Annotated in this window: 21 protein-coding genes; 8 read left to right on the forward strand and 13 right to left on the reverse strand. The window is 65.9% G+C overall.

Going from position 1 to position 25,477, the window contains the following annotated elements:
• Nucleotides 1-14: 14 nt before the first annotated feature.
• Nucleotides 15-701 carry a L,D-transpeptidase gene (locus EP380_RS15695; protein WP_127599308.1) on the reverse strand — a complete coding sequence of 229 codons (687 nt, stop codon included), beginning with the start codon at nucleotides 699-701 and terminating at the stop codon, nucleotides 15-17.
• Between the two features lie 209 nt (nucleotides 702-910).
• Between EP380_RS15695 and dsbD the strand changes: the two genes are divergently transcribed.
• The 3 genes from dsbD to EP380_RS15710 are packed head-to-tail and all read left to right on the forward strand — an operon-like array spanning nucleotide 911 to nucleotide 4,152.
• A complete protein-coding gene (gene dsbD, locus EP380_RS15700) occupies nucleotides 911-2,719 on the forward strand; it encodes a protein-disulfide reductase DsbD (RefSeq protein WP_127599275.1) in 1,809 nt (602 codons plus the stop codon).
• Between the two features lies 1 nt (nucleotide 2,720).
• Nucleotides 2,721-3,521, forward strand: coding sequence for a TlpA disulfide reductase family protein (locus tag EP380_RS15705; RefSeq protein ID WP_127599276.1), 801 nt, complete (start codon nucleotides 2,721-2,723; stop codon nucleotides 3,519-3,521).
• A gap of 22 nt (nucleotides 3,522-3,543) precedes the next feature.
• Nucleotides 3,544-4,152, forward strand: a complete 609-nt coding sequence (locus tag EP380_RS15710; protein ID WP_127599277.1) for a DsbA family protein — start codon at nucleotides 3,544-3,546, stop codon at nucleotides 4,150-4,152.
• Between the two features lie 10 nt (nucleotides 4,153-4,162).
• Here EP380_RS15710 and EP380_RS15715 read toward each other — a convergent pair whose 3' ends face one another.
• The 6 genes from EP380_RS15715 to EP380_RS15740 form a co-directional block, all read right to left on the reverse strand.
• Nucleotides 4,163-6,088 carry a hydantoinase B/oxoprolinase family protein gene (locus EP380_RS15715; RefSeq protein ID WP_127599278.1) on the reverse strand — a complete coding sequence of 642 codons (1,926 nt, stop codon included), beginning with the start codon at nucleotides 6,086-6,088 and terminating at the stop codon, nucleotides 4,163-4,165.
• Between the two features lie 2 nt (nucleotides 6,089-6,090).
• Entirely contained in the window at nucleotides 6,091-8,139 is a 2,049-nt protein-coding gene (locus EP380_RS15720) for a hydantoinase/oxoprolinase family protein (protein ID WP_127599279.1), read from the reverse strand.
• A gap of 73 nt (nucleotides 8,140-8,212) precedes the next feature.
• Nucleotides 8,213-9,202: an ABC transporter permease gene (locus EP380_RS15725; protein ID WP_106572055.1), complete on the reverse strand. Its 990-nt coding sequence runs from the start codon at nucleotides 9,200-9,202 to the stop codon at nucleotides 8,213-8,215.
• On the reverse strand, nucleotides 9,199-10,758 hold the full coding sequence (locus tag EP380_RS15730; RefSeq protein ID WP_127599280.1) for a sugar ABC transporter ATP-binding protein: 1,560 nt from the start codon (nucleotides 10,756-10,758) through the stop codon (nucleotides 9,199-9,201). The genes EP380_RS15725 and EP380_RS15730 overlap by 4 nt, the downstream gene beginning before the upstream one ends.
• Nucleotides 10,759-10,791: 33 nt before the next feature.
• Nucleotides 10,792-11,763 carry a substrate-binding domain-containing protein gene (locus EP380_RS15735; protein ID WP_127599281.1) on the reverse strand — a complete coding sequence of 324 codons (972 nt, stop codon included), beginning with the start codon at nucleotides 11,761-11,763 and terminating at the stop codon, nucleotides 10,792-10,794.
• A gap of 327 nt (nucleotides 11,764-12,090) precedes the next feature.
• Nucleotides 12,091-12,999 (reverse strand): dihydrodipicolinate synthase family protein, encoded by a 909-nt coding sequence (locus EP380_RS15740; protein WP_127599282.1) that lies wholly within the window; start codon nucleotides 12,997-12,999, stop codon nucleotides 12,091-12,093.
• 129 nt (nucleotides 13,000-13,128) lie between these two features.
• On the opposite strand from EP380_RS15740, the gene EP380_RS15745 reads away from it, so the two are divergent.
• The 5 genes from EP380_RS15745 (at nucleotide 13,129) to EP380_RS15765 (ending at nucleotide 18,246) form a co-directional block, all read left to right on the forward strand.
• Complete coding sequence (locus EP380_RS15745) at nucleotides 13,129-13,767, forward strand: GntR family transcriptional regulator (RefSeq protein WP_158264387.1); 639 nt, start codon at nucleotides 13,129-13,131, stop codon at nucleotides 13,765-13,767.
• 136 nt (nucleotides 13,768-13,903) lie between these two features.
• Complete coding sequence (locus EP380_RS15750) at nucleotides 13,904-15,424, forward strand: UxaA family hydrolase (RefSeq protein ID WP_127599283.1); 1,521 nt, start codon at nucleotides 13,904-13,906, stop codon at nucleotides 15,422-15,424.
• Nucleotides 15,425-15,619: 195 nt separating this feature from the next.
• On the forward strand, nucleotides 15,620-16,600 hold the full coding sequence (locus EP380_RS15755) for a helix-turn-helix transcriptional regulator (protein ID WP_127599284.1): 981 nt from the start codon (nucleotides 15,620-15,622) through the stop codon (nucleotides 16,598-16,600).
• Nucleotides 16,601-16,803: 203 nt separating this feature from the next.
• Complete coding sequence (locus EP380_RS15760) at nucleotides 16,804-17,616, forward strand: SH3 domain-containing protein (RefSeq protein ID WP_127599285.1); 813 nt, start codon at nucleotides 16,804-16,806, stop codon at nucleotides 17,614-17,616.
• Between the two features lie 87 nt (nucleotides 17,617-17,703).
• Nucleotides 17,704-18,246 (forward strand): hypothetical protein, encoded by a 543-nt coding sequence (locus EP380_RS15765; protein ID WP_106572063.1) that lies wholly within the window; start codon nucleotides 17,704-17,706, stop codon nucleotides 18,244-18,246.
• Nucleotides 18,247-18,429: 183 nt separating this feature from the next.
• Here EP380_RS15765 and EP380_RS15770 read toward each other — a convergent pair whose 3' ends face one another.
• From EP380_RS15770 to EP380_RS15795, 6 genes are all read right to left on the reverse strand, one after another.
• Nucleotides 18,430-19,476 carry a permease gene (locus EP380_RS15770; RefSeq protein ID WP_127599286.1) on the reverse strand — a complete coding sequence of 349 codons (1,047 nt, stop codon included), beginning with the start codon at nucleotides 19,474-19,476 and terminating at the stop codon, nucleotides 18,430-18,432.
• 276 nt (nucleotides 19,477-19,752) lie between these two features.
• Complete coding sequence (cml, locus tag EP380_RS15775) at nucleotides 19,753-20,961, reverse strand: CmlA/FloR family chloramphenicol efflux MFS transporter (protein WP_127599287.1); 1,209 nt, start codon at nucleotides 20,959-20,961, stop codon at nucleotides 19,753-19,755.
• Between the two features lie 214 nt (nucleotides 20,962-21,175).
• Entirely contained in the window at nucleotides 21,176-22,291 is a 1,116-nt protein-coding gene (locus EP380_RS15780) for a nucleoside hydrolase (protein ID WP_106572066.1), read from the reverse strand.
• 13 nt (nucleotides 22,292-22,304) lie between these two features.
• Nucleotides 22,305-23,165, reverse strand: coding sequence for an ABC transporter permease (locus tag EP380_RS15785; RefSeq protein WP_199190483.1), 861 nt, complete (start codon nucleotides 23,163-23,165; stop codon nucleotides 22,305-22,307).
• A 1-nt stretch (nucleotide 23,166) separates the two neighbouring features.
• Nucleotides 23,167-24,069, reverse strand: a complete 903-nt coding sequence (locus EP380_RS15790) for an ABC transporter permease (RefSeq protein WP_199190484.1) — start codon at nucleotides 24,067-24,069, stop codon at nucleotides 23,167-23,169.
• A gap of 54 nt (nucleotides 24,070-24,123) precedes the next feature.
• On the reverse strand, nucleotides 24,124-25,470 hold the full coding sequence (locus tag EP380_RS15795) for an ABC transporter substrate-binding protein (RefSeq protein ID WP_106572068.1): 1,347 nt from the start codon (nucleotides 25,468-25,470) through the stop codon (nucleotides 24,124-24,126).
• Between the last annotated feature and the right edge of the window lie 7 nt (nucleotides 25,471-25,477).

A 25,477-nucleotide genomic window follows, 5' to 3' on the forward strand; every position in this document is an offset into this window, starting at 1 on the left:
CAAGATGAGCGGCTTTAAGCCACCAAAAGATGTTTCATTTTAGGATCGGGGATCACCACGATCGGGCTGCCGTCCCTTACCTGATCGTGAAGATGGATGACATCCTGGTTGATCAGGCGAATGCAGCCCGACGACACCGCCTTGCCGATGCTCCAGGTCTCCGGCGTGCCGTGTATCCTGTACAACGTATCCTTGCCGTTCAGGTGAATATAAAGCGAACGGGCGCCGAGCGGGTTGAGCAGGCCGGGATCCATGCCGCCATTGGCGATGCTGTAGGGTTCGAGCGACGGCTTGCGCGCCACCATCTCGTCGGGGGGCGTCCAGCGCGGCCATTTGCGGCGATAGGCCATGATAGCGCGGCCAGCCCAGGAGAACCCGTCGCGTCCCACACCTATCCCGTAGCGCATGGCGCGATTGCCCGCCTTGACGTGATAGAGATATTTGCCGGGCGTATCGACGATCAGCGTGCCGGGCTTTTCCGCGCTCGGATAGTCGACCTCCTGGCGCCAGAAGCGACGCTCGAGCTGGGTGATATCCACCTCCGGAATCGGAAACTGCTCGTCGGGCATCGCGTAATACATCGGCGGCACGGCCGGCTTCGGCGCGGCCTCGACGCGTTTCGGCGCTGCCGGCTCGGGCGTGCTGACACAGCCTGAAACGACAAGCCCGCTCAAGCCGGCGAGAAAGGCCCGCCGCCCCATCGGGCCCGTGGCCGTGCGGTGCTGCGCTCCGTCTTCGTCTGCCGCCGCCACGACGCGTTTATCCATGCGGCTATGCGCCATCTTAAAACTCCTTCTGTCTCGATGGCCGCCCAAAACCGCACCCAGCTTAAGGCTGCCTTAAGTTGGGCCCGACACCTCGAATGTCGAACCGGCCCGCCGCATCGGCGGGCGCAAAGGACCCGCGCGTAATGAAGACGATCGTTTTCGCCTTGTTGGCAATGTTCACGGCGGCCATGCCCGCGCCCGCTGCGGCCCAGCCCGGCACCCCGCTGCCGGTCGACGCGGCGTTCGGCCTCGACGTGGCACGCGCGCCGGACGGTCGGTTGACCCTCAAATGGGAGATCGCGCCGGGTTATTATCTCTATCGCGAGCAGATCGCCGTCAGCACTGCCACCGGCCAGGCCGTCGCCGTCGACACATCGCCCGGCACCCGCAAAGACGACCCCACATTCGGTCCGTCCGAGGTCTATTACGGCCAGGCCACCGCCCGCCTCGCCGAGCCGGTTTTCGGCACGATCGAGGTCACCTATCAGGGCTGCCAGGACGGCGGCATCTGCTATGCTCCGGAAAAACGCCGGGTCGACGCGCTGACGCTCGCTGTGTCCGCGCCGCCGCGCCCCGCACCGGGCGCGGGCGTGGCCTGGCTGACGGAAGAGGCGAGCACAGGCGATGGCGCACTGCCGGACGGGGCCGGTTTCGCGCTCGCCGCCGATGACGGGCTGATCGACACGCTGCTCGGCCAGGGCGGCGTCCTGCTGGTGGTCCTGAGCTTCCCGCTGTTCGGCCTCCTGCTCGCCTTCACCCCGTGCGTCTTTCCCATGTATCCCATCCTCGCCGGCGCTCTGGCGCGCGAAGGCGACAAGCTCACCGCACGGCGCGGCTTCGTGCTGTCGACGATCTACGTCCTGTCGCTCGCCCTGGCCTTCGCGTTTCTGGGCGCGGCGGCGGGCTGGTCGGGGCAGAACCTGCAGCTCGTGCTGCAGTCGCCCGTCACCATCGGCCTGCTGGCGATCCTGTTCGCCGTGCTGGCGTTGTCGATGTTCGGGCTTTACGAGTTGCAACTGCCAGGCGCGTGGACAAGCTGGATCGCCCGCCGCACCGGCGGTCTCGGCGGGTCGAAACGCTCGGCCGCGCTGCTCGGCTTTTCCTCGGTGCTGATTGTCGGGCCCTGCGTGACGGTTCCGCTCGCCGGCGCGCTGCTCTACATCGCCCAGACCGCCGACGTCGCGCTCGGCGCGGCGGCCCTGTTCGGCCTCGGCATCGGCAAGGGCCTGCCGCTGATCGTGCTCGGCACGCTGGGCGGGCGGGCACTGCCGCGCGCCGGCGCGTGGATGGACAGTGTCAAGCGCGTCTTCGGCTTCGGTTTCCTGGCCACGGCGATCTGGACCGCCACCCCGCTCCTGCCGGCAGGAATCGACCTGGCACTGTGGGCGGCGCTGCTGATCGCGATCGCCAGTTTCGCCTTGACCGCCAGGCTGCCCGCGCCAACCCCGCTTGCCGCCGCGCGCGCGCTCGGCGCCATCGCCCTCGTGTGCGGCGTCATCTTGATGCTGGGCGCCGCATCCGGCGGCACGGACCCGCTCAGGCCGCTGGCGCAGTTCGCCCAGCGGGGCACGCAGGTCGGACCCGGCCGCGAACTCGCCTTCGCCAGCGTCGGCTCTGCGACCGAACTCAAGGCCAGGCTCGGCGCCGCCGGCGGCCGGCCCACCCTGGTCTACTTCACCGCCGACTGGTGCGTGACCTGCCGCGTCATCGAACGCTCGGTCCTGCCCGACCCGGCCGTGGCCGACGGGCTTGCAAACTTCCAGCTCGTCAAGGCGGACCTGTCGGAGTTCAACGACGACAACGCGGCCCTGATGCGGGCGATGCGCGTCGCCGGGCCGCCGACCATGGTGTTTTTCGACGCCGCCGGAAGCGAGGTCGCCAAAACCCGCCTGATCGGCTCCGTCACCGTCGACAGCCTGACGCGGTCGGCCGCCGCGGCGCGGGAGCTGTGACATGAACGCCGTCTCGCTCGGGCCGCTCGTGCTGGCGGCCGATCGCTTTGCCGTGGTGCTCGGCCTGTTCGTGTTCATGATCGTCACCGGCATCATCAGCCGGCGCGTCGATCCGCGCTTCAATGCCTGGTCGTGGTGGGCGTTTCTCGGCGGCCTCGCCGCCGCCCGCCTCGGCCACGTTCTCCTGCATCTGCAAAGCTTCCAGGCCGAACCGCTGCGCGTCTTCGCTCTCTGGCAGGGCGGGTTCTACTGGCCGACCGGCGCCGCCGCCGTCGCGGTCAGCCTGTTCCTCGTCCTCAGCAGCGCCAGGCAGCGCCTGTGGGCGCTGCTGCCGCTGGCGCTCGCCGTCGTGGTCTGGAACACGAGCTGGCAGCTCACCGGCGGCACCAGGCCGCTCGCCGTCCCCGAGCGCGCCTTCGAGACGCTGGCCGGCGCCTCCTATCGGCTCGGCGAACGCGACGGTATGCCGCGCGTGGTCAATCTGTGGGCGACATGGTGCCCGCCCTGTCGCCGCGAGATGCCGATGATGGCTGAACTCGCCGCCGCCACCGAGGGCGTGGCGTTCGTCTTCGCCAACCAGGGCGAAGGCAAGCAGGCCGTCCGGCGCTATCTGGAATCGGCCGGCCTGTCGCTGGAAACGATCCTGATCGACCCGTTCAGCGAGCTGTCGCGCTTTTATGATGCGCCGGGACTGCCGGCCACTCTGTTCATCGACGCTGAGGGCATTCTTCGCCACGCCCATCTCGGCGAGATTTCGCGCGAGGTCCTCCAGTCCAACATCGACCGCCTCGCCACCCGATGAGGCCAAACAGGAGAACTCCGAAATGATCGACCGTCGAAACCTGCTCGCAGCGGGCGCGGCCGCCGCCACCGCTCTCATCCTGCCGGTGCGCGCGGCAAAGGCGCAAAACTATCCCTCGGTGGAGGAAGTGCTGTTCGACCCGCAAATACCGGTGATCGGCAACCCGCAGGGCGACGTGACAATCGTCGAATTCTTCGACTACCAGTGCCCCTATTGCAAACGCGGCCATCCCGATCTCGTCGAGGTGGTGCGCGCGGACACAAAGGTGCGGCTGGTAATGAAGGACTGGCCGATCTTCGGCGCGCCCTCCGTCCACGCCGCCAGCCTCGTTCTGGCCGCCGGCGAGGCCTATCAAAGCGCGCACATGGCCCTGATGGCGACAAAAGCCCGGCTGAGCAGGGAGGAGATCGACCGCACGCTCCAAGACGCCGGCCACGACCCCGAACGCCTGCTGGCGCGCTCGAGGCAGGATGCGGCGCGCATCGACGGCATTTTGGCCCGCAACATGGACCAGGCCAACGCCTTCGGCTTCCGCGGCACGCCGTCCTTCCTGTTCAACACCGCCATCCATTACGGCGCCATGAGCCGGCAGGCGATCGTCGACGCGATCGCGCAGGCGCGTTCGGGCTAACGGCCCCGTTTCAGGCCGAACCGGACTTTTCAGGAACGGCCACCGCCACGCCATAGGCGCTCTGCGCGGCCTCGCGCGACAGATAGCCGTCGAGCACGTCGTCGACGACCGTTTCGGGCGCTCGTCGCGCGGGGTCGCCCCAGCCGCCGCCGCCGGGCATGGCGATGTGAACCCGGTCGCCCGCGCGCACGACGACATTGGCGAATTTGCTCGGCGAGACCTTGCCGTAGGTTTCACGGGCGTCGTTCCAGTCCTCGCGCCCGGCCAGTTTGAACCGGGTCGCCGCCAGCGCGGCCACCCCGCCGCCATTAAGCCCCCACGGCGCCACCTGCTGCCGGTCGCCGACATGGCTGACGACGACCTCGTCGGCGCGGCACAAGATGGTCTTTTGCATCCCGAGCCCACCGCGAAACTCGCCCGCCCCGCCCGAATCGGGCACCAGCGACCAGTCCTCGACCAGCCACGGATAGCGCGTCTCGTAAACCTCGACGGGAATGGTACGGCAATTGCCGTTCATGCTGGAGACAGCATCGTTGCCGTCGGCGCCGTTGCGTCCGCCCCAGCCCACCGTGTGCAGATCGTAGGAGGTGTAATATTCGCCGCTACGCGGATCGGTCCCGCCGAACAGGAAGTTCGACCAGGTGCCGCCGTCGGCGGCCGGCACCCTGTCCGGCACCGCCTGCGCCAGCGCTCCCAGCACCGTATAGACGATCCGCGGATGACACTCCGTATTGCCTCCGACCGACGGGGCGGGAAACTCCACATTGAGCAGGCAGCCAGGCGGAACCAGCACGCGGATCGGCCGGAAGCAGCCGGCATTCTTGGGAATGGTGAAGTCGGTGATCTGCAGGAAGGCGTTGAAGGCCGCCGCCTGCGGCACGCTGAGCGGCGTGTTCATCGGCCCGCGCGCCTGCGGGGCGGTGCCGTTGAAATCGACCACCGCCTCATTGCCGCCGACATGAACAGCAGTTCTTATCGGCAGCGCGCGCGCCTCAACCCCGTCATCCTCCATCATGTCTTCGAACGCGTAGCGGCCGTCCGGGATGTCGGCAATCTCAGCGCGCATGCGCGCCTCCGAATAGTCCAGCAGATCGGCCGCGGCACCCGCGAAACCGGTTGCGCCGTAGCGTTCGACGAGTTCCAGAAGCCGTCGTTCGCCGAGATCGACGGCGGCGATCAGCGCCCGGTAGTCGCCGTAATTGGCGCGCGGCGTGCGCACATTGGCCAGCATCATCTTCCACACGTCGGGACAGTCCTGCCCGGCACGCTTGATGCGCACCGGCGGGATCCGCAGCCCCTCGGAAAACGCCTCCGTCGCCTCGGCGAAGAAGCTGCCTGGCACCATGCCGCCGATCTCGCCGATATGGCCGATCGCGCCGGCAAAGCCAACCAGCGCGCCCTGGCGGAAAATCGGTTTCAAGAACGTGTGCTCGGGCGTGTGCATGCCGCCCCGATACGGGTCGTTGTGGACGATCACGTCGCCCTCTTCCAGCGTCTCGACGGGATATTCATCGACGATCGCCTGGACGATCAGCGGCATACCGCCGATCATCGAGGGGCAGAAATCGCCGACCGCGATCATCGCGCCGGAGGCGTCGAACAGGCCGCAGGTGAAGTCGAGCGATTCGCTGAAGATCGGCGAATAGGCGGTGCGCATGACGGTGACGCCCATATCGCGGCAGATCGAGGCCAGATTGCCGTCCAGGATCTTCAGGTCGACGACGTCCGTCTTGCCGCGATAGGTGGCGCGATCGACAGCGCCGGACGACGCGGCCACGTCCTGCGCGCCGTTTTCGGCCCATTGCAGGCACCATTCGCCGCACACGAGACCGCCCTTGTCGCGCTCGATCGCCGCGTCCCGTCGATACAACAGAACGCCGCAATTGCAGCATTTGTCGTAGGATTCGACATAAAACCCGTTGGCGGCAAAACGCATGGTCAGGCTCCCTTGTTCGCTGTCTTGCCGGCGGAGATCACCAGATTGCCGTACACGTCGACCTCCAGCCGGAATCCCGGCCGCACCACCGTCACCGAAACGTCCTCCTCCACCAGCGCGGGGCCGTCGAAACCATGGCCCGCGGCCAGCGCTTGGCGTTTGAACACCGGCGTCGGCAGGCACCCCTCCTCGAACGTCACCATCCGCGTCGCATCGGGCTCGGCCGGCCCGGCGGCGACGGGCAGCCGGGGAAGTTCCGGCTTCGGCATGTGGGCGATCGCGGTACAGCCCATGTCCACCATCTCGATCGGCTCGTCCGGCAGATGGAAACGGTAGCGCTCCTCGAACCGGTCGTGAAAGTCGCGCCAGATCGCTTCCATTCCCTCGGCCATGAAACGATCGACCGTCAGCGGCACCTCGAGCTCGTAGTTCTGGCCGAGATAGCGCATCTGCATCGAGCGCCGCAGTTCGATGCCGCCGTCATGGCCCTGCTTGTGCAGGTCCTCCAGCACCTCGCGCGAAAGATCGGCCAAAACCGCGTTGGCGCGCGCCAGGTCGAAATCCCGCGACGATAGCAGCGTCGAGCGGCGGCGGTCGCTGCGCGCATCCGCCATCGTGAACCCGTAGGCGGAGAACTGGCCGGGATGGTTGGGCACGATGCCAAGCGGGATATTCGCCTCATGCATCAGATCGCACACATGCAGCGACCCGGCACCGCCAAACGTCATCAGCGTGAACTGGCGCGGGTCGAACCCCTGCTCGATCAGCACCGCCCGCAGGGCGCCCACCATGTTGTTGTTCATGATGCGCAGGATCGCCAGCGCCGCCTGCTCCACGCTCCAGCCATGCGGCGCCGCCACGGTTTCGATCGCCGCGCGCGCGGCCGCCGCGTCCAGCGTCATCTTGCCGCCAAGAAACGACTGCGGATCGATCCGGCCCAGAACGAGATTCGCGTCCGTGACCGTCGGCCGTGTGCCGCCGAAACCGTAGCAGGCCGGCCCCGGATTGGCGCCGGCGCTCTCGGGACCGACATGCAGGCCGCCCACCTTGTCGATCCATGCGATCGAGCCGCCGCCGGCTCCGATCGTGCGGATGTCGATCATGGGAACGCGGAGCGGAATGCCGAATTCGAGCTCGTAATCGTCGGTGAAGCGTTCCCGTCCCTCGACCACCACGGAGACATCGGTCGAGGTTCCGCCAATATCGAGCGTGACCAGATTGTCGATGTTCTTGACCGCGGCAAGATGCTTGGCCGCCGTCACCCCGCCCGTGGGTCCGGACACGGCCAGGTTGACCGGTTGCGCCTCCGCGACCTTTGTCGACATCTCGCTGCCGTTGGATTTCATCAGCGCGATCCGGCCGGTGACGCCGGCCTCCACCACCCGCGCGCGGAAACTGCGAACCTGCTGGCCGACCAGCGGCTTTACATACGCATCCGCCAGCGTCGTCATCGCCCTTTGATCCTCTTTCCAGCGCGGATCGATCTCGTAGGACAGTGACACCGGCAGGTCCGGCGCCTCCTTCGCGAAAATATCGCGGATTGCCAGTTCGTGGTCGGGCCTCAGGAAGGAAAACAACAAGTTGACGGCGACCGCCTCGACCTCGCCGGTCTCCGCCAGATGGCGGGCGAGCCGGCGCACGGCCTCTACGTCGAGCGGCACGATCACCGCGCCGGTGTGGTCGACACGCTCGGTCACCTCGAAGGCGTGGCGACGCAGGCAGAACGGTTTCGGCTTCACCCACGACAGGTCGTAGTGCGAGCGCCGGTTGCCGCGCTGGATAAAGGGCACGTCTCGAAAGCCGCGTGTCGCAAGATAGGCGACGCGCGCGCCCCGGCGTTCCAGAAGCGCGTTGGTGGCCACCGTAGTGCCGAGACGCACCGAGCTGATCTGCCCCGGATCGGCCACCTGCTGCAATCCGGTGATGACAGCGGCGGTCGGATCGCCCGGCGTCGACAGGACCTTCCAGGCCTTCAGGCTGCGCTGCTCCTCGTCGTAGAGCATGAAGTCGGTGAACGTTCCACCGGTGTCGATTCCAAGGTGCAGACTCATTCGGTTTTCCCGCGACAATGCTTGTGCGCGCCGGTCGGCGCGTCACGGTTTGGGTCTGAGAGGCGCGACGTTGTCAGCGCTTGGCGCGCCGCAACTGATCGAGCCAAACGATCACGATGATCAGGGCGCCGGTGATGATCCGCTGCCAGAACGGGTTTACGTTCAAGAGATTGGCGCCGTTGTTGATGGTGGTCAAAAGCAGCGACCCGAGCAGGGGTCCAGGCACACTGCCCACCGCGCCGAACAGACTGGCCCCGCCGATCACCGCCGCCGCGATCGATTGCAGCTCCCAGGCCTCGCCCGTGGTCGCCACCCCGATCGAGATGCGGCTGGCCGTCAGAATGCCGACGAAGGCCGCACAGCTGGCCGACAGGATATAGGCCAGATAGATGGTGCGCGAGATGCTGATGCCAGACAACCGCGCCGCCTCCGAATTGCTGCCGACGGCGAAGAGGTGGCGTCCCCAGCGGCTGTGGCTGAGAAGCACATAGGCCGGAACGGCGACCAGCACCACCATCCACGCCAGCGACGGGATGCCGAGAAAGCTCTGCCGCGAGAAGGCGGTAAAGGCGTTGGGCAGGCCCGCGATCGTCTGGCCGTCGGTGAGCAAAAGGCCGATACCGCGCAGACCGGTCATGGTCGCCAGCGTCATGATGAACGGCGGCAGACCCATCCTGAGGATGCCGAAGGCGTGGAACGCGCCCACCACTGGGCCGATGCCCATGGTGATGAAGACAGCCAGCCAGATCGGCAGGCCCGCTTTCAGCAGCACCGCAACGACGGTGCTCGACAGGCCGACGATCGCACCCACCGAAAGGTCGATGCCGCCGGTGATGATGACGAAGGTCTGGCCGACGGCGATAATCGCCCACAGCGACGCCTGACGCGCCAGATTGGACAGGTTCGCCGAGGTCATGAAGCTTTCCGTCATCAGGCTCAGGCCGAGCCAGACGAGCAGCACCAGCCCCAGAAGGGTCAGGCTTCTGACGAACGCGAAACGCGATTGGCGCTGCTCAGCCCTGGACAGCCCGGCTTCCTGCGTTTCCGGTGCGGCGTCTTTCATGCGGCTTTTCCCCCGTTGGACGTCTTGTTGGCCGTCCCCATCGCGTCGGCCAGAATGGTCTCGTGATCGACGCCGCGCGCACCGTAGCTGCTGACCTGCCGCCCCTGGCGGAAGACATGCAGCGTGTCGGACAGATCGTAGACCTCCGGCAGGTAGGAGGAGATCATGATGATGCCGGCGCCCTTGCGCAGCAATTCGGCGAAGAGACGATAGATTTGAAGCTTGGTGCCGACATCCACGCCCACCGTCGGCTCGTCGACGATGAACAAATCGGCCCCGTGATTAAGCCACTTTCCCAGAACGATCTTCTGCTGGTTGCCGCCCGAAAGCGTCCAGGTCGGCGCCTGTTGGCCGGCGGCGGAAATGTCGAGCGCGCGCATCTGCGTCCCGATCGCCTCGGCCTCGCGCCGTCGGTCGATCAGGCCGCGCGGACTGAGACGCCGGAAGATCGGCAGCGTCAGGTTGAAACCGACGTCGAGATTGAGGCACAGGCCCTGATCGCGCCGGCTTTCCGGCAACAGCACGATTCCGGCCGCGATCGCCTCGGCCTCGTTGACACCCTTCAACGCGCGGCCGCCGATCGTCACCTGGCCCGCGGTGCGGCGGCGCCTGCCGAACACGCACTCGACGAATTCGCTGCGGCCGGCGCCGATCAGCCCGTAGAGCCCGACGATCTCGCCGCGTCGTACCGACAGCGAGACGTCCGAAAATCCGGGACCGGACAGGCCCTCGACGCTCAAAAGCGTCTCGCCGAATGGGATGTCTTCCTTATGATGGATCTCGCCGAGGGAACGGGCGACCATGTCGCGGATCAATTGTTCCGGCGTGGTTTCGGCGACCACCCGACTGGCGACCAGTTCACCGTCCCTGAGGACGGAAACGCGGTCGGCCAGTTCGAAAATCTCTTCCATCCTGTGACTGATATAGGCGATGGTGACGCCTTGGCTGTGCAGCCGCCTGACCAGCGCGAAGAGCTGGTCCGTCTCCGCCCGTGTGAGATAGGCCGTTGGCTCGTCGAGGATCAGGAGCTTGGTGCCGCGGATTGCCGCCCTGGCGGTGGCGACCAGCTGCTGCTGGCCGATGGTCAGCGCCGACAGCGGCGCGGCGGCCGACAGGCGAAAACCGAGATCGTCGAGAATTTCCTGCGAGCGCCGCACCATGGCGCGCTCGTTCAGCAGGCCGAGCCGCTGCTGTTCCATTCCCAGGAACATATTGGCGGCCACCGTCAGGTGCTCGCACAGAACGACTTCCTGGTGCACGGCGTTGATGCCGAGATCGAGCGCTTCCTGCGGAGCGGCGAGCGCAACCTCCTGCCCCTGCCACAGAATGCTTCCCGAACTGCGCTTGTGAGCGCCGGTCAGGATCTTGATCAGGGTCGATTTGCCGGCCCCGTTCTCGCCGATGATGGCGTGGATCTCGCCGTGTCGCATGGCGAGATCCACGCCCTTGAGCGCGTACGTCCCCGGAAAGCGCTTATGAACGTCCTTGAGTTCGACGAGAAACCGCCCTTGCTGGCTGGTTTCAGCGGTTCCGCGTGGTTGATCAAGTAAGGTCATCGTCTCCCACCGGGTTGGTTCTTGCGCGGACTCTCAGTCGATTTTCGGGTTGAGCAGTTCCTGCGAACGCTCGCTGTCCATATTCTCCTGGGTGATCACGTTGACCCCGGTGTCGACCATCTCGGGCACCTTTTCGCCCTTCGAGGCCGCATAGGCAATCTTCACCCCGTCATAACCCATCCGCATCGGATCCTGGATGATGAGCGCGGCGACGATGCCGTCGGCAAGATGCTGAACCAGCTGCTCGTTGCTGTCGAAAGCCACGATCTTGATCTGGTCCTGAAGATTGTTCTCCGCCACGGCCTGGCTGACGGCGACCGCCATCTTTTCGCTGCTCGCAAAGATGCCACGCAGCTTGGGATTGGCCAGGATGACATCGTTGGCGATGTTAAGCCCGGTCACGATCTGGCCGTCCGCGACCTTGTCGGCCACAATGCGGATATCGGGATATTTGTCGGCCAGAACGGCTTTGAAACCCTCTGCCCGCTGATCGAGCGATTCCGCGCCCGGCACCGAGGTGATGAGCATGACGTCGCCCTCGGCGTCGCCATGAGCCTTTGCGATCGCCGCGGCCAGCGCCTCGCCAGCCGCGCGGCCGCCTTCGACATTGTTGGTGGTGACGAAGGAGGCGTAGGCATCGCTGTTGGCGCCCGAATCGACACCCACCACGATGGTCTTGGTTGCCGCCTCGTCGATTGGCTTGCCGAGCGCCTCGTATTGCGACGCAGCGATGACGACCGCGAGCGGATTGTTGGCCACGGCGTTTTCGAGAACCGAAATCTGTCCGTTGATGTCGGAATCGGTCTGGGGACCGAGTTCGGCGATCTCGATGCCGAGTTCGTCGCCGGCCTTGCGGGCACCCGCCAGAAGCACGCGCCAATAATAGGTCGAGGTATTTTTCACGATCACCGGGATCGTGCCTTCTGCGGCAGCAGTCGTCGGCGTTGCGGCGTGCGCCGCAAGCCCGATGATCGCCGCCGCGATCAGGCTTCTGGTTTTCAGCATGGTCCTCTCTCCCTTTGTTGCCCGGCCCCATGACCGGGCTTTCGGACATGTCCCGGCTCCGGGTGGAACCGCGACCGTCTCTCGTCAGTCGGCCCGGTCGCCTGCCGCGTCCGGACACTGGGTCCGGACGCGGACTGACGCGATGTCAGGGCCGACCGGATCGGTCATCGCCGCGCGAACGGTTCTCCTCCCGTCCGGCGCCAGGCGACTGGTTCATGCGGGACAGCGGTAAACGCGCCCTTATCATTCGTCTTCGTCACGCGACGCGCCCTCCGCCGAAACGGGGACGCCGGGCGCCCAACCGCCTCCGACCGGGCGCCGGCCGCGTCAGGCCGCCTTTGCGGCCCGCTGCTTCAGCGCGGCGATCGCCGCCTTGACCACCGCCCCGACCTCGGCCCGCTCCTCACCCACAAGATCGAGACGCGGGCGACGGACATGTTCGGGCGCGCCGTAGACGAGATGCTCGGCAAACTTGATGTACTGGACGAGCTTGACGCTGGTATCCAGATGGAACGCCGGCATCAGCAGCCGATAGAGGGCGCGCGCCTCGGCGTAGCGGTCGGCCTTGCACATCTCGAACAGGGCCACGCACTCGGCCGGCCACACATTGGTCATGCCCGATACCCAGCCGACTGCACCGACGGCGACGCTCTCCACGATCAGGTCGTCGATGCCGCAGAAAACCGCGTAGCGATCCCCGACCCGGTTGTAGATGTCGGTAATGCGGCGCGGGTCGCCGCACTCTTCCTTGACGCACATGATCGTGTCGACATCGGCGAGCGCTTCCAGCTCGTCGGGCCCGACATCGACCCGGTAGGCGAGCGGATTGTTGTAGATCATGATCGGCAGGTCGCTCGCCGCGCCGACGGCGCGATACCATGCGACCGTCTCGCGCGGGTCGGTGCGATAGGCGAGGCTGGGAAACAGCATCAGCCCGTCGACGCCCATGCGCCGATAGTCGCGCGCCGCCGCCGCCGCGGCGTCCTCGGAAAGATCGGCCAGGCCGGTCAGGACCGGCACGCGACCCGCCACGACGTCGCGCGCCGCCTCGATGACGGCTTCCCGCTCATCGGCGCGCAGCGACGCGTTTTCACCCAGCATCGGCAGCATGATCACCGCCGAAACCCCATTGACCACCAGCCGGTCGACGCTTCTGCGCGTGGCGTCGAGATCCAGGCTCCCATCCGCCTTGAGTTTCGTCGTTACGGCTGGGAACACCCCGGTCCAGTTGATCATTGGTCGTCCCTCTCACTCTGCAGACCGGGCATCGCCGGCTATTTGCCGAATGTATACATTCTTCATTCGACCTTGCAAGAGGGAAACGAAACGCATAGCAATATTTGTCACCAGATGGATTCCCGCTCCATGAACAAGCCCCTGATCGAAAAGAACACGGTTGCCGACCAGGTCTGCGTCGAGCTCAGGCGTCGCATCGTTGCCGGCGAGTACGAAAGCGGCATGAGGCTGCGGCAGGAAGAGATCGCCGCCGAGCTCGGCATCAGCCGGAGCCCCGTGCGCGAGGCGCTGCGTCAGCTCGAGGCCGAGGGGCTGGTCACGCTCACCTCGCAAAAGGGCGCCAAGGTCGCGCCGATTCTCGCCGAGGAGATCACCGAACTCTTCGAACTCAGGCTGCTAATCGAGCCGCATCTTCTCGCCCTGGCGATCCCCGCCAGCACCGAATCGGACTTCGAAGCGGCCGAAAAGACCATTTCTGAGATGAAAAACGCCGATATGTCGCAATGGAGCAAGCTGAACTGGCAGCTTCACCTGCAGCTCTACCAGCCTGCCCAGCGGCCGACGACACTTGGCAAGCTCGAACGGATCCACCAGACGATCGACCGCTATCTGCGCGTTCAGGTGACGCTGACCGACGGCCGTGAAAAAGCGCATGAGGAACATCAGGCGATCCTGCAGGCCTGCCGTGATCGCGACACGGAACTGGCCACGGCAATGCTGCGCAGCCACATTCTGGCTGCGGCGCGCTCCTCGCGCGGCGCGAGCTAGGCCCGCGCCTGCGAAACTTTGCACGTCGATGCAGGGGGCGCCGGCGGGCGCTCGCGCGCCGTCTGCGCATCGCCCCTCGACGGCGGCGTTTAAATGTGCTCAAGATGCATAATGTCGACATTTTGAGGAGTGAGAGATGCCCGACCGTTTGCTGCGGCTATCGCCGAACGACCATGTCGCCGTCGCGCTGACGGCGCTGGAACCGGGCGAGGCGCTGTCGCCCTTTTCAGACGCCACGGTTCGCGGGCCGGTGCCGGCCGGACACAAGGTGGCGCTGCGTTCGGTCGGGACGGGCGAGCAGGTTCTGCGCCTCGGCCAGCCGATCGGCATCGCCGCCAGGCCCATCGCGGCGGGCGAGCATGTCCACATGCACAATCTCGACTATCCGGGCTCGCTCGCCGGCCACACCATCACCGTGACGCCGCCGCCGGCCTTGACCAACCGTGAGCCGCCGACCTTTCTCGGCTATCGCCGCGACGATGGCCGGGTCGGCACGCGCAACTATATCGGCGTCCTGACGACGGTGAACTGCGCTGCCGGGGTCGCCCACCTGATCGCCAATCGCTTTGCCGATCCGGCCTGGCGCAACGAGCATCCCCATATCGACGGCGTGGTGGCGCTGAGCCACGGCAGCGGCTGCAGCGTCTCCGACGGCAGCCCCTCGATGGACATGCTGCGCCGGGTGCTCGCCGGGTATGCCCGCCACCCCAATTTCGCTGGCGTGCTGATCGTCGGCCTCGGCTGCGAGGACAATCTGATCGAGCTTTTGTGCGAGCAGGAGGGACTTGAGCTCGGCGGCACCGTGCGCAGTCTCACCATCCAGCAAGTCGGCGGCACTCGCGCGACGGCCGATACCGGCGCCGCGATCGTGCGCGAGATCATGGCCGAGACTGGCAACCAGGGCCGCGAACCCCTTCCGGTTTCGGAGCTCTGTGTCGGCCTGCAATGCGGCGGCTCCGACAGTTTTTCCGGCATCAGCGCCAATCCGGCGCTCGGCGTCGCCGCCGACATCCTGGTCGGTCACGGCGGAACCGCGATCCTGTCCGAAACGCCGGAGATCTACGGCGCGGAGAACCTGCTCCTGCAGCGGGTCGCAAGCGAGGATGTTGGCCGCCGGCTGATCGAACTGCTCGACTGGTGGAAGGACTACACCGCGCACGAGCCTAAGGGTTTCGACAACAACCCCTCCCCCGGCAACCGCGCGGGCGGCTTGACGACGATCCTGGAAAAATCCCTGGGTGCCCTGTCCAAGGGCGGTTCGACGACGCTTATGGAGGTCTACCCCTATGCCGAAGCCGTGCGCAAGCGCGGCCTGGTGTTCATGGATTCGCCCGGCTACGACCCGATCTCGGTCACCGGCCAAATCGCCGGCGGTGCCAATCTGATCTGCTTCACCACCGGGCGCGGCTCCTGTTTCGGCTGCCGGCCCTCTCCCTCGCTGAAGATCGCGACCAACAGCGCCATGTATCGGCGCATGCAGGACGACATGGATGTCAATTGCGGCACCGTGCTCGACGGCGAGGCGTCGCTGGAGGAAGCCGGCCAGGCGATTTTCGAGGCAATGGTGCGCACCGCCTCCGGCGCGCCGACAAAAAGCGAGTTGCTCGGTTACGGCGAGCACGAGTTCCTGCCCTGGCACGTCAACGCCTGGGTCTGAGACCGGCCCGGACAGGCGGCCGCCACGACGATGCAAACCGCAAGCGCGGGCTCGGGATTGCCGCCAGTCTTGTCGGCATACCCGGGTCTTTCGGCCAAGCGTCGCACCCGCTAAAGATGAGCTGTAGCGGCTTCGCCGTCGCGACGCTCGACATGTGGCGCGGCACGGGCACCGGAATGAAAGACCAAGCGGCTGATGCGGGAAAAAGCTGAAAATATTTCGGAATTTCTTCTCGGCCTTTATGCCAATGCCGCCGAAGCGTCTCCGGACGAATTCCGCCGACAGACCTTGCGGCGGCTCGGCGGGCTGATCGCATTCGATTTCGCGCTCTGGGGCGGGGGCCGCGCCGAAGACCGCCGGGTGAGCGACCTGACCGCGCTCGGTCAAACGCCGCGCGTGATCGAGGACTGGTCGGCGGTGGCGGATACGGACGCCTTTTGCGACATCGCGCTGAACCGGATCGGACAGACCGCGCGTTTCGACGATGTCGAGAATTATCGCCGCACCCCCGCCTACAACGAGCACTGGAAGCGTTTTGGTGCCCGGCAGATGATGGCCACGATCGCGGCCGAGCCGCAGGACGGTTATGTCAGCTTCGTCGGGCTCTGTGCCGACACCGAAACGGCGGTCTTTTGCGATGCCGCGCGCAGGCTCAAACACGCGCTGATGCCGCATCTGTCGGCAGCGCTCCGCATCAATCGGCAAACGACGCTTTGCCGTCACGCCGACCGCGACGAGGCTGTCGGCCTGATCGGCCGCGACGGCTGGGTTCTGGCCTCGCATGGATGTTTCACCGAATTGCTGCGAGGGGAGTCCGACCGGCCGGACCGGCTGCCGGCCGCGCTGCGCGCCGCCCTGCCGACCGGTTCGCCCTGGCAAGGTCGAACTGTGGCCGCGATCGCAGAAAGGCTCGGCGAGCACTACCTGCTGCGCCTGCGCCATCTCGGGCCGCTCGCGCGCCTGACCGGCCGGGAGCGCGAGATCGCGCAGCATTATGTCGACGGCCTGACCTATCGCGAGATCGCCACAGCCCTCCGCATCGCCCCGTCGACGGTGCGCAACCATATCTTCAATCTCTACGGCAAGCTCGACATCGCCAGCAAGATCGAACTGGCGCGGCTTTGCGGCCGGGAAGCGGACGCCGCGCCGCGCCCCGGTGTGCCGCACAGCGGGTGAAGCACGTTTCGGCTCTGCGGCGAGACGACCGGGCAGCCTGCCCGTCTTCACGCCGTTGCCGGTAGGGCATATGTCTCATTCACGCCGACCGTGCGACCTTGGTAAGCTTCCTGCCATGCTGCGAGCGGCTCGCCGATGGCCGCGCGCTGAACGGAAACGGCGATGACGCCCCGGCCTTGGCGGCGCGGCGCGAGGATGACGAGATGGCACAAACACGCAATGGCGGCAAAAGAACCCTGGCTGGATGGGTGGTCGCGGTTCTGAGCACGGCGATGCTCGCCATTGCCGGCACGCCGACCCTGGCGGAAATCGACGGCCACGGCCCCGACGCCTGGCGTGTGACCGGCGTTTCCCCCCGCGACGCGCTCAACGCCCGCATGGGACCGGGCACGGCCTACTCGGTGCTGACGCGTTTTGCCCATGACGAGCGCGGCATGCAGCAGGTCACCTGTGTGCCTTATTACACCCCCGCCCACCGCGCCGCGATGTCGCGGGCCGAGATCGCCGCCCTGCCGCCGCGCTGGTGCCTGATGCGCAGCGCGGACCTGGCCAGGGCCGGCTGGGTCAACGCCGACTATCTCGAACCCGATTATGGCGGGCCGGCAGGCGGCGGCGATCTCAGCCGCGAACCGGGCGACGATCTCATCGTCGCGGGGGAGGAACTGGTCAGGACCCTTTACGAGATGCGCTCGATCGAGGATGCGGGCGGCAACACCGGGCTCTATCGTCTTCAGGGCGCAAAACGCTATTTCCATCTCGAGGTCGCCAGGGCGTTGGTGTCGGGGCAGGCGGGCGCCGATCCGATCTATGGCGCGCAGGATTTCGACGGCCATTGCGAGGAACCCCGGCGGGACGCCGACAGGCCGATGTTTCGCGGCATGATCACCGTCCATGTCGACTGCGTCAATTTCGGCCGGCCGCAACGCGCGACCTACAGCCTGCGGGCCGATCCCGACCAGGCGGGCGCCCCCTTGCGGATTTTCCGCATCGACCATGACGGCTGGTCCTTCCCCTAACCTTTTCCCTTGATCTCCTTCCCCTGACTTCGGCCGCGCCCGGCGCTGCCTCGCTCCCCATCCCGACCACACGAGGAAACCCAGATCATGCACCCTTTCGTTCACCGCATCGCCGCGCTGGCGCTGACAAGCATCCTGTTCCTGACAGCCGGAAAGGCCGTTGCAGTGGAAACCGTCCGGCTCGGAACCGTCACCGCGGTCATCGACGCGCAGGCCTATCAGGGCGAAACGCTGCGCGTGCCCAGCGAGGGCACGGCGACGGCGACGCTGAGTAATTTCGGCCCGCTCAGCCGCGTCTCCGTTCAGGCACACGCCGTGGACGGCAAGAGCCGGATGAAAAACGTCCTGGTCGTGGAATTCTCGCTGATGGGAGCCGGGCCGGACGCGCCGGCTTCCGACCCGAGCATATCCTGGTGGCCCGAAGGCATGGGCGCGCCGTTTTATGTTGCCGGCGACGAGGGCGGCTCGGTCGAACTGACCCTCGACACGCTGACCCTTGGCGGCGAACCGGAGACCTCCGGCAGCTTCGTCGCGCGGCTCTGCCGCAAGCAGGACATGTTTTCCGAACCCGATGCCGACGCCTGCATCGATGTGGAGGGGACGTTCGACACGCCTCTGGTCGCGGACTAGAGTTGCAGGCAAAGCGGAAACCGGTTCGCCGTTCGCAAACGCGTCAAAATAACAAATGGGGCCGGTCTGCGCGTCCGTGAAAAGCAGAACGGCTCCAAGGCCGCGGCGGGCGGCTCCGGCGTGTCGGCGGCGCAAAAGCCGGGACGGCGGCGGAGCCGGATGACCGTCCGCCGCCGCAGCCGGTCATAGCCACGCTTGGTAAAGGAGCCCGCTCGCCAGCGATCCGACCAGGGCAAGCACGATATAAAGCACGAACACCGGGCGCCGCACCAGGGCGAAGACGGCGATCGCGGCGGGCAACGACGTCACGCCGCCGGCCACGAGAAAGGCAAGCCCGGCACCCGGCGCCATGCCCTGCTCGATCAAGCCCGACACCAGCGGCAGCGCCGCGTAGCCGTTGAGATAGGCGGGGACGCCGACCAGGGTCGCGGTGACGATCGGCGCGATTCCCGCGCCGCCAAGGCCGGAGGCGATCCATTCCTGCGGAACATAGGCCAGCATCAAGCTTTCCAGCAGGAAGGCGAGGCTGAGCCATTTGAGCAGAAACAGCGTCGCCGAGCCGGCCGCGCGCGCGAAGCGGGTGCGCCGCTCGGGCTCGGACCAGAACGACCAGGCGACCGGGCCTGGAGCGCGGACCGCCGACGCGCCGCAGCCGCCATTGCCGACGCCCGGCCGCAGCGGATCGCCAAGCAGTCCCATCTGCATCAACAGATGGGTCGCGTAGCCGCCGAACAGTCCGAGCCCCACGGCCGCGAACGTCTTGGCGAGCGCGAACTCGAACCCGAGAAGCCCCGATGTCAGGACGAACATCGACGGGTCGATCACCGGCGAGGCGAGCCAGAACGCCATCACGCCGGACAGCGGCACCCCCATGGCCAGGAGCGCGGCAATCAGCGGGATAACCCCGCACGAGCAGAACGGCGACAGACCGCCGAATGCGGCGGCGATCGCGATCATGACCAGCGGCGAACCGGCAAAGACACGGGCGATCAAATTGTCGGCCCCGCTCGCCGTCGCATAGGCCGCGACCGCGATCGAAAGCACGAGATAGGGCGCGGTCTCCGCCAGCGAGCCAATCACGAACCACAGGCTGAGCCGCGCCTGGGCCGGGGCCAGCGCGGCGAGGAGAGCCAGGATCAGGGCGGTAACCAGCCAGACGCCGCCGCCGCGCCACGCCTCGCGGACAAGGCCCGTTCCCCGATTTCCGATCCGCAAAAAAGCTTCCGTCATCTCGACCTGTCCGGCTGTTGGTTTCCGGGAGCGGGGCAGACGGCCCCGCCCTGTGACGGCACGACACCGATATATCGACAGCGCACAGGCGCTCGTCCGCCCTGCGACGTATCTGTTTAAAAACTATATAACTAATTTTCTAGTTTAATCAAGCGCCATCCGTACCTGCCAAGGACCGACCGCCGTGACCTGGATCACCTGATCTTGGCGCAACGGCGGGCGACCGTCACAAGCCCGCCATTCGAGCCGGCGACCGCGTGCGTGACATCGAAAGGGTCACCGGCGACTGTCGAGCACCTTCTCCCGTGAGCGAAGCAGCAGCAGACCCAGCCATACCAGCACTGCCATGGTTGCCGAATAGCCGGCCAGCGGCCAGGCCGTGTCGCCGTCCAGCAGCGTGATCCAGGCCGTTCCGACGACGCTTACGATCAGGCTTTGCAGGCAGAAATAGAAGGCGACCGCCGCGCCTGCGATGTGGTCGAACTGCGACAGAGCGCCATTCGCGGTGACCGATACCGTCAAGACGATACCGACCGCCGCGACCCACATCGGCAGGATGAACGTCGCAAAGGACGCCGTGCCGAAGAGTTGGGCAAGCCCCAATAGCGTCGCCCCGCACAGGAGCAGGGCCATTCCGCGGGCCACGCACCCGGCGACGCCCCATCTGGTAACGAACGCCTTGGTAAAGCGGGTGGTCGCGATCATCACCGCCGCGACACTTGCGAAGGCGAGGCTGAAGCCGATCTGCGAATAGCCGGCCGGCCCTATCAGCACGCGCGGCGCCGTCGAGAAAAACACGAAAAACGTGCCCATCGCCGCGCCGAATGCGGTCGTGTAGACCCAAAAGGCCGGACTTCGGAAAATCGGCAGCACCGATCTGCGGCTTTGCGCCCGGTCCAGGGGCCGCGTTTCCGGCCATTTCAGGCTGGCGTTCGCAACCGCGATCGCGGCCATCGCCGCTAGCGCGACGAAAATCGCCCGCCATCCGAAAATGCCGGCGATCGACGCGCCGACGATCGGGCCCAGCGCCGGAACGAATGCGAGGATCGAACCGAACAGGCCGTATATGACCGCGCCTTCGGGGCGTTCGGCATAGATGTCGCGGATCGTCGCGAAGGTCGCGACCAGCATGGCCGACGCGCCGATCGCCTGGAGGACCCGAAACGTGACGAAAAGCGTCGCGGTGGAGACCGAGGCCATCCCGACGGAAGCGGCGAGGAACAGCCCTGCCCCGCACAGCAGGACCGGACGACGCCCGACGCGGTCCGACAAGGGCCCGAAGACCACCTGCCCGACGCCAAGCATCACCATGTAGAGGCTGAGCGTCAGTTGAATCACCAGCGGCGTGGTGTTCAGCACGCCGGGCATCGCCGGAACGACGGGAAGATAGATGTCCATTGCCAGCGACGCCAGGACATCGAAGGGCGCCATCAGAAGCAGGGTCGACGGCAGCGTATAGGCCCATTTGGGGCGCGGTGTGGTCATGACGAAACGTCCGCTCGAAAGGAAAACGAACGGCGTCCACGCGTCAGGGACCGGCTGGAACGAGACGAACGGAACGCCGCAGCAACAAGGAGAGTTGCTGCGGCCTATCTGTCTGTTGAAACGACGCTTCCCATACCTGCCACCGGAAAACAGCTGATGGTGCGGCGCTTATCCGACAAAGCCGCGTTTGGCAATATCGTGGCCGTCAAATGCCTCAGCGCGGCGCCTGGCGCTCGAGCACGGCGTAAAAATCCTCGAAGATTGCGTCGCGATTGATGTCGAAGGCTTCCAGCATCGCGTGGCGCCCGCCGGGATGGCGCCAGTAAAGTTCCTCGTCGAGAACCGGGGAGGTGGTCAGCGTGGTGGCGACGTAGCTTGGGTCGAACAGCCAGGCGATGTTGATCACGTCCCAGATCACCCAGGTCTTGGTCTGCGCCTCGCTGATCGCGAACATCTCGTGCAGCGGATTGTGCGTGTAGAGATGGAACAGATAATCGCCGATGGCGCCGCGGCCTTTGACGAAGCGCTCCATCTCCGGCAGCGATATCTTCAGCTGCGCGCCGACATGGTAGCCCGGCAGGTAGACATGCGGCACGCCGCAATCGAACAACAGCCGCGAGGCCAGCCGGTCCTGCACCAGATTGAGCGACGGCTTGTTGGAAAACGGCGCATGGGAGGGAAAGCCCGAGGTCCACACCACGACGATGTTTTCGATGATGTCGGGTGCCATCAGCAGGGCCGAGGCGACATTGGTCAACGCCCCCATCGCGGCGATGTAGAGCGGGCCGTCGCCCTTGGCGCGCGCGCGTTCGATGATGAACCGCGCCGCCGGCGTGTCGAGCGGCTCCTCAAGGCTGGTCAGATAGCCGGGCGAGCCGCGAAACGCCTTGCCGTCGGCCGGCAGATGGCATTTGTCGAACACGCGCAAAATTTCCTGATAGGAGAGCTCCGCGCCCTCCTCCGGTCCGACGAAGCGGATGTCCTCGGCCCGCCGCCCGGCCGCGACCACTCGTTCGGCCCAGCCGCCGAGCCCGCCCATGAAGCGCTCCTCCTCGGCGTCCTTGGGCCCGCCGGCGCGCACGATCTCGGTGCTGCGGATCAGCCCGTCGCGATGATGCGCGAAGGAAAACGGCACCGCGGTCACCCCTTCCAGATCGAGCCGCTCGGGACAAAGCAGCGCCCAGGCCAGCGCGTACTGGTCGTCGATCTCGTTGGCCGCGTCGGTGTCGATGATGACCCGCGGCCGCGCCGCCGGTCGCCCCAGGCGCTTTCTCACCAGTTCGGGAGGAAGTGTGGGGAAGCGCTCCAGGATCGAAGCCGGTGTCGTCATGATGGTCGTGTCCTCAATTTCCGAAACCCTTGCCGAACGCCTCTTCCTTGATGAAGCGTTCCGACAGGATGAGCAGGATGATCCCCGGCAGGGTGACGATCAGCGTGATGCCGGCGGCCGAGGCGTCGAGCGTGCCGCCGGAAATCTTGGAAAACAGCAGCGTCGGCAGCGTGACGATCTGGCCCTGGCCGAGGAAAAAGGTCAAAAGGAAGATGTTGGTCGATACCAGGAAGGTGAACAGCGCTCCCGCCACCACGCCCGGCAGCAGCATCGGCAGCGTCACGCGCCACAGGATCTGCCGGCGGTTGGCGCCCAGGATCATCGCCTGTTCCTCGAAATCCCGGCCCAGCCCCTGATAGACCGCCGTCAGCATGCGCACCATGTAGGGAATGGTCGGGATCAGATGGGCGATGATGATGCCGACATAGCTGCCGGCCAGGCCGAGCCGGATGAAGATCATCAACAGCGCGATGCCGATGGCCGCCTCCGGCACGATTAGCGGCAGGGACAGGAAGAACTCGAACGCGCTCTTGCCGCGAAAGCGCTCGCGCGCCAGAACCCTGGCCGCGGGCAGGCAGATCGCCAGGCAGATCACCGTGACGACGCTGCCGATGAAAACGGTATTGACCGTCGCCTCCCAGACCCGCGAATAGGGCGAGAACACGTAGTCCCAGGCGAGCGGCAGCATCGACTTGTCGCGCTGCTCCAGCCACCAGGTCGACGGCAGCAGGTCCGGCCAGGCCCAGCGGAACGCGAAACTCTGGATCAGCAGCGGAATGAACGGCCCCAGAATGAAGCCGGCGATCACGATCAGATAGAATTTCTGAAACGGCGACAGGCGCTCCGACAGGCTCTGCACGTGTTTGAAGGCCATCTCAGTTCCGCCCCATATTCATCTCGTAGCGCCGATAGGCGGCCAGATAGGCGAAAAGGATGACCCCGGAGACGAGGCCGATCGACACCACCGTCGCCATGCCCTGTAGCTGCAGCGTGTAGTCGGCGTCGTTGAAATAGCGCCACGCCACCACCGGCAATGTGTCGGGAAAGCCGCCGCCGAGGATGAAGGGCGCCTCGAAGGCCCCGACATTGAAGGCGAAGCAGATCAGCGTCGAGGACACGATGCCGGGCAGGATTTGCGGCAGGGTCACGCGGAAAAAGATCGTCTTGCGGTCGGCCCCCAGGATCGCGGCCGCCTCCTCCGTCTCGCGCCCGATCCCCAACAGGACCGCGTAGACGGCGAGCGTGATGAAGGGCACCTGTTTCCACACATAAACGGCGATGATACCCCAGCCGTAATGGGTCTTCAGGATCTGCGGAAACTGGCCCGGATCGTCGATCAGCCCGGCAAAGGCGGCGAGTCTCGACAACATGCCGCCATTGCTCAGCATCAACACGGCGAGTGCGATGCCGACCGTGTAGGGGATCATCAGCGGCAGCTTGTAGAGATATTTGTAGAAGGTCTTGCCGGGAAACGCCTTGATCAGCGCCAGCGCGAGAAGAACCGCCAGCACCAGCGCGATCACCGTCGACACGGTGGCGTAATAAAGCGTCAGCCCGAGCGACCACCAGAACGAGGTCGACGACCACAGCGCCCCGAAATAGGAAAAATCGGGAAAGGTGTTGACGCCGAACCAGGGCGCGAAGCCGAGCGACTGCAGAACCGCCAGCACCAGCGCCCCGCCGAACAGCACGAACAGCACCGCCAGGATCGGCGTCAGTTGCAGGATGACGCGCAGCCGCTCCCGTCTGCGCATCGTGTCGTGTCGTGCCTGTGTCACCGTGGCCTCCGGGCGGAGCTTCCGCCGCCGCCCAAGGCGGCGGCGGCGTTGGCGTTACTTGTTCAGGTTCTCCGCCGCGCGCGCGACGATGTCGGCGATCGGCGCGTCGCTACCGCGCTCGATATAGTCCAGCCAGGTCGCCTCGATCACGTCGACCAGCGTGGCGTTGGTGTCGGGGGCGGTGTTGGCGTCGAGTTCGGCCGGGTCCACGCCGACATGGCCGGGCGAGGCCTCGGCGAGCGCGGCCACGTCTTCATCCGACAGTTTCCAGGGATCGATGCCGGCCGGCATGCCGACATTCTTCAGCTTGGACACCTGCGAATCGACCGAGGTCATGTAGTTGACCAGCACCAGCGCGGCGGCCGGGTTCGGCGCGTTGGCCGGGATCGCCAGATAGTTCTTGTTCTTGATCATGTTGCCCTTGGGAAAGATGAATTCCTGGGCTTGTTCGGGATAGGTCCCGGTCGCAAGGCCGGTCGCCACGGCGTAGAGGCCGAACTTGCAGTTGAAGTTCACCTCGCCGTTGAGGAACAGCCCGTCGAGTGCGGCATTGTCTTCGGGATAACGCGGCTTGCCGCCATTGGCGTCCAGAAGCAGCGGCTCCAGTTCCTTGAGGTATTCTAGACCCGGCGTGATCAGGCGCGCGAGTTCGGCAGCTCCGATCTCGTCGAGCGAGGCCTGGAAGGCCTCCGCGCCGTTGCCGTCCGGATTATGCGCGTAGATCGCGGCCTGGACGAACGTGTTGCCGAGATAATGCGGCGGCTTGATATAGGTGAACTTGCCCGGATTCTTCTCCAGATAGGCGCGCAGTTCCTCGAAGGTCGACGGCACGTCGCCGGCCTCTACGCGCGCGGCGTTGACCGCGCACACATATTGCTCGCCCGACCACGGCATTTCCTTGCCCTCGGTCTCGACGCCGAAATCCCGGAAATTGAGCAGCGAGCGGCTGTCGGACTGGTCCCATTCGATGTTGACCGCGTTCGGCAGCAATTGCGCGAAGCTGCCGAACAGCGCGTCCTGGCGCTTCAGGGTGGCGAAATTCTCGCCGTTCAGCCAGATCGCGTCGACGCTGCCCTCTCCGACGCCCTTGCCGGAATTTTTCTCTGCCAGCACCAGGTCGATGGCGTCCTTGGTGCTGGTGATGCGCACGGGGTTGAGCTTGACGCCCTCCGCCTCGAGCGCCGGCGCGACCACGCGGTCCATCCACACGTTCAAGACATCGTTGCCGCCCCAATAATAGAGATTGACGGTCCCTTCCTCCTTGGCCCGGGCCTGGACTGTGTCCCAGCCGGCCGATCCGTCCAGGAACGCGTCGCGGAACTGCTGGGCCTGTTCATCGGCGAAGGCGGCGGTGCCGTACATCACGAGTGCGGCGGCGAGATATTTTGGGGTCGATCGCATTGTTTCC

It is taken from the genome of Nitratireductor alexandrii (assembly GCF_004000215.1).
In the GTDB taxonomy this organism is placed as follows: domain Bacteria; phylum Pseudomonadota; class Alphaproteobacteria; order Rhizobiales; family Rhizobiaceae; genus Mangrovimarina; species Mangrovimarina alexandrii.

Bases quoted from the DNA above. Each gene is read 5' to 3' on its own strand.
- EP380_RS15785 (WP_199190483.1), bottom strand. From the start codon at position 23,165: ATGGCCTTCAAACACGTGCAGAGCCTGTCGGAGCGCCTGTCGCCGTTT.
- dsbD (WP_127599275.1), top strand. From the start codon at position 911: ATGAAGACGATCGTTTTCGCCTTGTTGGCAATGTTCACGGCGGCCATG.
- EP380_RS15725 (WP_106572055.1), bottom strand. From the start codon at position 9,202: ATGAAAGACGCCGCACCGGAAACGCAGGAAGCCGGGCTGTCCAGGGCT.
- EP380_RS15765 (WP_106572063.1), top strand. From the start codon at position 17,704: ATGCACCCTTTCGTTCACCGCATCGCCGCGCTGGCGCTGACAAGCATC.
- cml (WP_127599287.1), bottom strand. From the start codon at position 20,961: ATGACCACACCGCGCCCCAAATGGGCCTATACGCTGCCGTCGACCCTG.
- EP380_RS15720 (WP_127599279.1), bottom strand. From the start codon at position 8,139: ATGAGTCTGCACCTTGGAATCGACACCGGTGGAACGTTCACCGACTTC.
- EP380_RS15740 (WP_127599282.1), bottom strand. From the start codon at position 12,999: ATGATCAACTGGACCGGGGTGTTCCCAGCCGTAACGACGAAACTCAAG.
- EP380_RS15735 (WP_127599281.1), bottom strand. From the start codon at position 11,763: ATGCTGAAAACCAGAAGCCTGATCGCGGCGGCGATCATCGGGCTTGCG.
- EP380_RS15705 (WP_127599276.1), top strand. From the start codon at position 2,721: ATGAACGCCGTCTCGCTCGGGCCGCTCGTGCTGGCGGCCGATCGCTTT.
- EP380_RS15695 (WP_127599308.1), bottom strand. From the start codon at position 701: ATGGGGCGGCGGGCCTTTCTCGCCGGCTTGAGCGGGCTTGTCGTTTCA.
- EP380_RS15745 (WP_158264387.1), top strand. From the start codon at position 13,129: ATGAACAAGCCCCTGATCGAAAAGAACACGGTTGCCGACCAGGTCTGC.
- EP380_RS15795 (WP_106572068.1), bottom strand. From the start codon at position 25,470: ATGCGATCGACCCCAAAATATCTCGCCGCCGCACTCGTGATGTACGGC.
- EP380_RS15770 (WP_127599286.1), bottom strand. From the start codon at position 19,476: ATGACGGAAGCTTTTTTGCGGATCGGAAATCGGGGAACGGGCCTTGTC.
- EP380_RS15730 (WP_127599280.1), bottom strand. From the start codon at position 10,758: ATGACCTTACTTGATCAACCACGCGGAACCGCTGAAACCAGCCAGCAA.
- EP380_RS15780 (WP_106572066.1), bottom strand. From the start codon at position 22,291: ATGACGACACCGGCTTCGATCCTGGAGCGCTTCCCCACACTTCCTCCC.
- EP380_RS15750 (WP_127599283.1), top strand. From the start codon at position 13,904: ATGCCCGACCGTTTGCTGCGGCTATCGCCGAACGACCATGTCGCCGTC.
- EP380_RS15755 (WP_127599284.1), top strand. From the start codon at position 15,620: ATGCGGGAAAAAGCTGAAAATATTTCGGAATTTCTTCTCGGCCTTTAT.
- EP380_RS15710 (WP_127599277.1), top strand. From the start codon at position 3,544: ATGATCGACCGTCGAAACCTGCTCGCAGCGGGCGCGGCCGCCGCCACC.
- EP380_RS15715 (WP_127599278.1), bottom strand. From the start codon at position 6,088: ATGCGTTTTGCCGCCAACGGGTTTTATGTCGAATCCTACGACAAATGC.
- EP380_RS15760 (WP_127599285.1), top strand. From the start codon at position 16,804: ATGGCACAAACACGCAATGGCGGCAAAAGAACCCTGGCTGGATGGGTG.